The sequence below is a fragment of the Thiomicrospira sp. genome (assembly GCF_014859555.1).
Classification (GTDB): Bacteria; Pseudomonadota; Gammaproteobacteria; order Thiomicrospirales; family Thiomicrospiraceae; genus Thiomicrospira.
On record NZ_JACUTY010000069.1, the window covers coordinates 1 to 7,490 of the forward strand.

Below are 7,490 nucleotides of genomic sequence, written 5' to 3' on the forward strand. Positions count from 1 at the left end.
GGAATGCGTTCGCTGCCGTCTTTTGGGTAGAGGTAGAGAGGTAAAACTGAACCTATTTCGCTGGTTTTATTTGATACTAAACAAGATTCAGAAATCTTATCGGTAATGAAAATATGTTGATTTATGTTAAAAGCTTTAACTTGACGACATAGATTTAATCCCATGTTCTTAACTTGAAAGAAGTGTTTCATTACTTCACCGCGCGGCATACAGTGAAAACCTTTTGATCTGCCTGTGTAATAGGTAAATCGGTTGTCAAATGGTCGATAACTGATTGACGTTATATTTTGTGGTGCGACATGTGAGTTAATTAAGTCTTCTCTTGCTAAGCTTACTTTCCAATCACGCGCATCTTTACCAAGCTTAAATTCGGTTCTTGCGGATTCATCATCCAGTACTAAAAATCGGTTGATCGTTTGTTTAACCGCTTCAGCTGTTTCGTGAATGGTAAACGCATCACGCGCTGTTACAATGCCGACAGAATTAACATTGAAAAGATTTTGCAATCCAAAACCTTTGTCATATTCAACTTGAGTTTCAAAGTCCTTCGGCACCATAAAATACATCGGCGCAACATTCGGGATTGCTTGATACGGCACGTCTTTAAAAGCGGTGTTTTCTAAGAAGCTGTATTTGTCTTTGCGTTTGCCATACAAATCAAAGTGGTAAATTTGCCCCAAATCACCAGGCCTGGTGATTTTTGAACCGTTTTTTACCAGAATATTAATCGACACGCCTTGTTCAATATCAAACACGTTTTCGTCTTTTGAACCATCGGGCGCGGTTTCTTTTTTCTTGGCGTTACCGTGCAGGTCGATGGTGTAAATTTCGTCATAGGTACTGAGCAGATTCCAGCGCATACCGCGAAAAGTCGGGTTGTCTAAAAAGCCGTGTGGGTTGATAAACGCCATCACGCCTTCACCGTTTTTCTCGATAAAGTATTGAGCAAAACGCATAAATTTAACGTAATCGTCGTTAATCCATTTTGGGTTTCGTTCCTGCAGTTTTTGTTTGCCGCCGGGTTCTTTTTTGTAGTCGTCCATAAGCGACATAATCCACTCACCTTTATTGGCGCTTTCGCCGGAATAAGGCGGGTTGCCCATCACGACCATTACTGGGGTGTCTTTTTTGACTGCATTGGCTTCGCGGGATTCGTTACTCAGCCATTGCGAAAACAAGGTGTGGGTGTCGGGGTGGTATTCTTCGAGCGAGTTGGTGAGGAAGATGCGCAGACGGTTGTCGGACTGTTTGCGTTGGTCGGCGCTGTAGCCGGTTTCGCCGAGCAACATGTCCAACTTTAAATGCGCCATCGCATAAGACGCCATCAGCAATTCAAAGCCGTTTAAACGCGGAATTAAATGTTCTTCGACATAACTCGGCCAAATGCCTTGCATGTGTTGAAAGCGTGTTTGGTAAAGATACTTGACGACTTCGGCTAAAAACGTCCCCGTGCCGGTGGCGGGGTCGAGAATTTGGACCCGATGGATTTCTTTAGAGCCCACCAGTTTGCCGTCTTTTTTGCTGATTTTGCTGGATTGATCGGCGCTTTGGGCATCGACTTGAATTGTGGTTTTGCTGGTGTCCGCTAGGCCATCTTTTAAACCGAATTTGGTTTTTAAAATGTCATCCACCGCGCGCACGATAAAACTCACCACCGGTTCGGGTGTGTACCAAACGCCACGCGATTTACGCAAGGCGGGATCGTATTTGGCGAGAAAGGTTTCGTAGAAATGAATAATCGGGTCGGTTTGGGCGGTGGCTTTACCATAACCTTGCAAGATGGCTTTGACATCCGCATGGCGAAACACGTCGGCCAGGTTATCGACGGTGGTTTTAATTCGGTCGTCAATATTGGGCCCGGCAATCGATTGGAATAGGTTACGTAATAATGGGTTGGATTTTGGGATTAAGCGCGCGGCTTCGTTGCGGTCAAAGGTTTCGAGCACCGGGTCGTGATAACGCGCGGCAAACATGCCGTAAGCTAGGGTTTGAGCATAAAGATCGGCGAACTGTTTGGGTTCGAGATCGTGAATCAGCATGTCTTTAAAAATGGCGTATTGGTTGGTGAGTTCGGTATCGGTTTGATGGTCTAAATCGCTTTGCAATGCTTCTTGCAGTATGTTTTCTAATAAACGTGCTTTACCGGCCATAAACTCGGCGAGTTTGCTGGCGTTTTTGATGGCTTGGGTGACGTTGATGGAAAACTCACGGATCAGGTTTTCAAATTTGCTAATCGCGTTATGGTTAATTTCAATTTTGCTGGCGTTATCAAACGCGGGTTGGCCTAGCCGAATTTCGGCGACCATTTGGCCTTGAACAAAAAACTGAAACCAAACATAGTCGGTAATAATCAGGTTATCGAGGGCTTTTTTGTAACGCCCAAATTGTTCTTTATAACCTTTGCTGTTGAGATCTTTACCAACATCTTTGGCTTCGATATAACCCATTGGAATGCCTTTGCGGGTAATGACAAAATCTGGGTTACCGCAGTCGGTAATTTGAGAAGGCTCGTTGGTAATATGGTAGCCGGGTAATAGGTGGGTTAGTAGTTGCTCTAAATCGGCGCGGAAAGTATGTTCGCTGGTGTGGCCTTGGGCTAATCGAGAATTAATTTTGTCGATATACTGAATAACGTCCATAAGCCTTCCATTTTCTACTAAAAATTAAAGACCTAGTTTACTGGATGTTTAAGTGTTTTTGCGGGGTTTTATGGTTTGGCGGCTTTCAAACCAACCACCAGGCCTGGTGGTGAACATTTAGGAGAAAGCGCTATTAAATGCTTAATTGAGGTTGAAATTGAGATAGTTTGTTAACTAAACCTTTATCCAGAGTTAACAATTTTAATTCGTATACAAGTGATGTAGCTGCAATAATCGCATCTGGAAGTTTACCCTTTTGCATTGAACGAAAGGCAATACAACTCGTTTCAACATCCCCATTTATCGGTAAGTAGTGCATACGATCCAACAAAAGCTGAATTGCATGCTTCGATTCATCGGTGAGTCCATGAAAACTTAACAGTTCCATGCGTGAAATAGCACTATAACCGCAGCGATCAAAATTTACATGATGCTGACTAATCAATTCTAAAACGTTAGGATTGCGACCTAGGACACCAATCACAACATTAGTATCAAGCAAATAATCAAGACCACTCATCACGCATTGCCTGTTGTGTAGCTAGCGGTTCCACATTAGCAAAATCTGCAACAAATGGTATGCCGTTAAGTGGATCATTTTCTAAAATAAGCTCCGCTGATACACTTGACCCTATGCCATACTTTATCATTGCAAATTCAATAAAATCTTGTGACAAGGTATTGATATCAATTCGTTTTGCCAATTCATCCGGCAACTCTATCGCTAATTGCATGACATTAATCTCCTTCAATGAGTACACACCTCAATTTTACCGTAAAACACAAACCGTACGATAATTTATCATTTTTGATCTTAAAGTGGTTTATTAGCCAGCATCACGGCGCGCAGTGGGGCTGGATAGCCTTCGATGGTTTTGGTTGGGTGGTTGGGGTCTAGGAAGTCTTTGAGTGAATTCCACTGCATCCAATCGGTGGTGCGTTGTTCGTTGGTGCTGGTTTGGTCGAGATCGACACAACGTACGTTCTCAAATCCACAGCGGGTTAACCAGTGCGCGAGTTCTTTAACTGAGGGTAAAAACCAGACGTTGCGCATTTGCGCATAACGATCATCGGGTAAGAGGATTTGGCCGTGCTCTTCTGGAATCACCAGGGTTTCTAATACCAGTTCGCCGCCTTTTTTTAGTTGGCGTTTGAGTTCGTCGATATGGTCAATCGGCGAACGTCGGTGATAAAGCACACCCATTGAAAATACGGTATCGAATTCGCCGCCTAATTTGGATTCCGGCAAGGCTTCTAAAGGCAAAGGCAAAAAGTAGGTTGAGGTTTCGCCGATGAATTGACGCACGGCTAAAAACTGCACCATAAATAACAAACTTGGGTCGATGCCGATGACCAATTTGGCGCCTTCGCCCGTCATACGCCAAAGATGATAACCACTGCCGCAACCGACATCTAAAATCTTGCGACCTTTTAAGGGCGCAAGATGCGGGAGTACGCGATCCCACTTCCAGTCCGAGCGCCATTCGGTATCTAGGTATAGCCCTTCGAGCTCAAACGGGCCTTTACGCCAAGGCAGAAGTTCACGCAACGCGGTTTCGAGTTGTTGACGCTGGCTGTCGCTAAACTGGGCGGACTCAGCCAGAATCGCTGAGCGATTCAGCTCGACTTTTTCTGATGGGCTGAAATTTTGGATGGTTTCTAATGCCGCCATCCAGCGTGTTAAGTTGCCGTTACTTTCAGGATGCAGCGCGTTTTCAATCAGTGGTTCAAGCGCGTTTTTCCAGAAACTTAAACGGGTGTTTTCGAGTTGTGGCCAAAGGCTATCAAGATGTTGTTTCACGTGGAACACTCATACTTTTGTTAATCGAGGTGCCCTATTATTTAATCGCGATAAAGGACGCGAAATTATACGCTTGTAACCAAATCGCGTGATGTTGAAAGCCGACTTTTTTCAGGCGCTCAATATTTTGCTCTGGCGTGTCGCTGATGAGAACGTTTTCTAATGACGCACGTTTTTGGCTGATTTCGAGTTCGGAGTACCCATTGGCGCGTTTGAATTGCAAATGTAAATGTTCAATGACTTGCTGAGTCAGCGGATCGTCTAGGTGAATTTTTTCCGACAAAATCAGCGCGCCACCCGGATTTAAGCCATCGTAGATTCTCTGGATTAAGGCTTCGCGCTGATCGGGTGCAATAAATTGCAGGGTGAAATTTAGCACTACCAACGAGGCGTTTTGAATCTGAATATTGGCAATATCATCAAGCTGGAATTCGACTTTGACATCTGAATGAAATGAGGCCAAGTAGGTTTTGGCGCGTTCAATCATCGCGGCTGAATTATCCACCGCAATAATTTCGCAGGCTGTGGTTTCGAGTTTACGCCGCATGGTTAAGGTCACCGCGCCCAATGAACAGCCCAAATCATAAATGCGCGTATTGGGTTTGACAAATTGGGTGGTGAGTTCGCCAATGCCAGCCAAAATGGTTTGATAACCCGGCACCGAGCGCTGAATCATATCTGGGAAAACCGACACCACGGATTCGTCAAACTGAAACGCACCTAATGCTTCGTAAGCTTGGGCGAACAGGGTATCTTTTTGGCTGTTGTCTGTCTTCATGGTGTGCGGCTCGAATTCGATGATGGCTAATGGGCAGCTTATTATAAGGTGCTGGCTGGGTTAGGTCTATGGATGTTAATAAGTTGGCTGTATCGCACCACGGCTGATCTGTGTTTTTAAAGCCGAGGCTGCGGAGGCATAACCGCCGTCTGCGCCATCAACAAAGTGCATATGATCCACACCGGTTTTGTTAATTAAGCAGGTCACAATCGCGGCGTTACTTTTATGGGTGCCGTAATATAAGTGCCCAGCTTGGTATTGCGTTTCCAACCAGTCAATGAGATGCTGACACTGGGCTTCGCTCGCGGTTAGTACGGTGCGATACATATCGTCGAGTTTGCGATAATCCGAATTCGCCATAAAATCGGTTTTGTAATTTCCCCATTTGGCTTCCCCCTGCTGAATCGAAAACGTCATAAAAACTAAGCCGATCAGGTTTTCATAACGCAGTTTCCAAAGTGTTTTGAATTTTTGCCATGTTGTTTGATGAACCCCTTTTACTTCGAGTTCGCCCATTAGAGTTTTTTGAGAAAACCCGAGTTTCATGCCTTGCGGATTAATTGGGTGGTGCTGTTGTTCATCGCCTGCGGTTTGGCGGATTTTGGCTTTTAGCTCAGCATAAAGGGCAAGTTGTTGGCTGAGGTCGGTTTGGCGGGGTTTAACGATTAAGCTGAGGGTGACGTCTTTTGGGCTGGGGATGCGATTCCACCGACATTCGAATCCTGAAAAATCCGCGTTTTGTTCTAAATCGTTGATCGGCAAACTATAGTTTGAATCTTGTTTAATTAAGCGATCCGCTACGGTTAGGCCGCCACCTATAAATACCGCTTGTTCTAGGCTGGCGTTTTTTTGGAAACGTGCAATCAAAATTTGGGCGTGAGGTTTTATATCGACATAAGGCACACAGCCGATACGTAAATCCAGCTGAAAGCTATCGCGCGCCAATTGCGCGGAACCAATTAAAGCCGGTTTGATGGCTTCTAACTGGCTATTAGGAATGCAAAAACTCGCCCCGTCGCCACCAAATACATAGGGAATGTGCAAGGGCTTAACCGCGTTGGTGATCGCCGCGACCGTGGCCCCACCGACGGCATTGATCGCACGATATTGCCCAGCTTGAATGGCTTGGGTGGAGTTAACCACATCGGTGACGACAATCCACCAATCGTCTGGGAGGGCTTGGAAATGTTGAGTGTGTAATATCTCATCAAAGTCGGTCAAGACGTTTAATTCTTCGAAAAAACGCTCAGATGAAGCTGGTTGGTGAGTCGGGTTCATAGTTTATGCTGGCCGGTTTGAAAATATTGCACGGATAAATCAACAAAGGCACGCACTTTAGCGGATAAATGCAAACGATGTGGATAAACTAAATAGGCGCTTTGTGGTGGCATTTCGTAGTTATTTAAGATACGAATTAGTTCACCGCGATCAATTTCGGCTTGGCACATATAACTGGGCAAACGCCCAATGCCTAAGCCCGCCATCACTAGCGTTTTTTGCATGGGTATATTATTGCATTCCACTAGGTTTTCGACTTCCACATGCACGGTTTCGTTTTGCTCACTGCGGTATTCCCAAGTAATTGGCACTTGGTTGTACATATATTTAATCGCTAAATGGGTTTTGAGATCATGTGGGTGTTTGGGTTGGCCGTGTTGTGCAAAATAATCGGGCGTGGCAACCGTAATAAATTCAAAATCGAGCAGGTTTCGACTAATTAAGTTTGAGGTTTTAGGCTGCCCCATACGGACACAAACATCAAATCCTTCACCAATCACATCTACTAGCCGGCTACTAAAATCGACTTGCATTTTAACCTGGGGGTATTGCAATAAATAATCGCGAATAACCGGTTGCATATGCGACTGGCCAAAACTGTTGGGTAGACTAATTTTAAGCCGCCCTGTCGGGCTGTCTTGTAGTTGAGTAATGCTTTGTTCAGCTTCGTAAGCGTCGTTCACAATTTGTTTGGCTTTTTCAAAATACACCTGGCCCACATCGGTGAGGCTTAAACTGCGTGTGGTTCGGTTAATTAAACGGGCGCCTAGACGTTTTTCGAGTTTGGTGATGGCTTTACTGATATGCGAGACCGCATGGCCCAATTGATTAGCCGCTTGGCTAAAGCTGCCGGAATCGATAACTTGTACGAAGATGGTTAAGCCTTCTAGTGAATCTTTGCGGTTGATCATGCGGGTTTATACCTTTCTCTTATGGAAAAAGTAAATTCATATTTCTTGTATTATCAATCATACAAGAAAAAGTTAAACTTTAG

Annotated in this window: 7 protein-coding genes; all 7 read right to left on the reverse strand. The window is 44.8% G+C overall.

Translation table 11 applies throughout. The annotated features are described in order from the left end of the window. Positions 1 to 2,639: type ISP restriction/modification enzyme (locus IBX48_RS09265; protein WP_296833637.1), on the reverse strand; the 2,639-nt coding region annotated here is incomplete at its 3' end. 133 nt (positions 2,640 to 2,772) lie between these two features. Then, positions 2,773 to 3,159: a type II toxin-antitoxin system VapC family toxin gene (locus IBX48_RS09270; protein ID WP_296833643.1), complete on the reverse strand. Its 387-nt coding sequence runs from the start codon at positions 3,157 to 3,159 to the stop codon at positions 2,773 to 2,775. Next, entirely contained in the window at positions 3,146 to 3,373 is a 228-nt protein-coding gene (locus IBX48_RS09275) for a hypothetical protein (RefSeq protein WP_296833647.1), read from the reverse strand. The genes IBX48_RS09270 and IBX48_RS09275 overlap by 14 nt, the downstream gene beginning before the upstream one ends. Positions 3,374 to 3,453: 80 nt before the next feature. Then, positions 3,454 to 4,440, reverse strand: coding sequence for a tRNA 5-methoxyuridine(34)/uridine 5-oxyacetic acid(34) synthase CmoB (cmoB, locus tag IBX48_RS09280; protein WP_365942473.1), 987 nt, complete (start codon positions 4,438 to 4,440; stop codon positions 3,454 to 3,456). 37 nt (positions 4,441 to 4,477) lie between these two features. After that, on the reverse strand, positions 4,478 to 5,218 hold the full coding sequence (gene cmoA / locus IBX48_RS09285; RefSeq protein WP_296833657.1) for a carboxy-S-adenosyl-L-methionine synthase CmoA: 741 nt from the start codon (positions 5,216 to 5,218) through the stop codon (positions 4,478 to 4,480). Positions 5,219 to 5,293: 75 nt separating this feature from the next. Next, the gene (locus IBX48_RS09290; protein ID WP_296833660.1) at positions 5,294 to 6,496 is read right to left on the reverse strand and encodes a DUF3095 domain-containing protein; all 1,203 of its coding nucleotides are present in this window, start codon (positions 6,494 to 6,496) and stop codon (positions 5,294 to 5,296) included. Then, positions 6,493 to 7,407 (reverse strand): LysR family transcriptional regulator, encoded by a 915-nt coding sequence (locus IBX48_RS09295; protein ID WP_296833665.1) that lies wholly within the window; start codon positions 7,405 to 7,407, stop codon positions 6,493 to 6,495. Before IBX48_RS09295 ends, IBX48_RS09290 begins: the two co-directional genes overlap by 4 nt. Between the last annotated feature and the right edge of the window lie 83 nt (positions 7,408 to 7,490).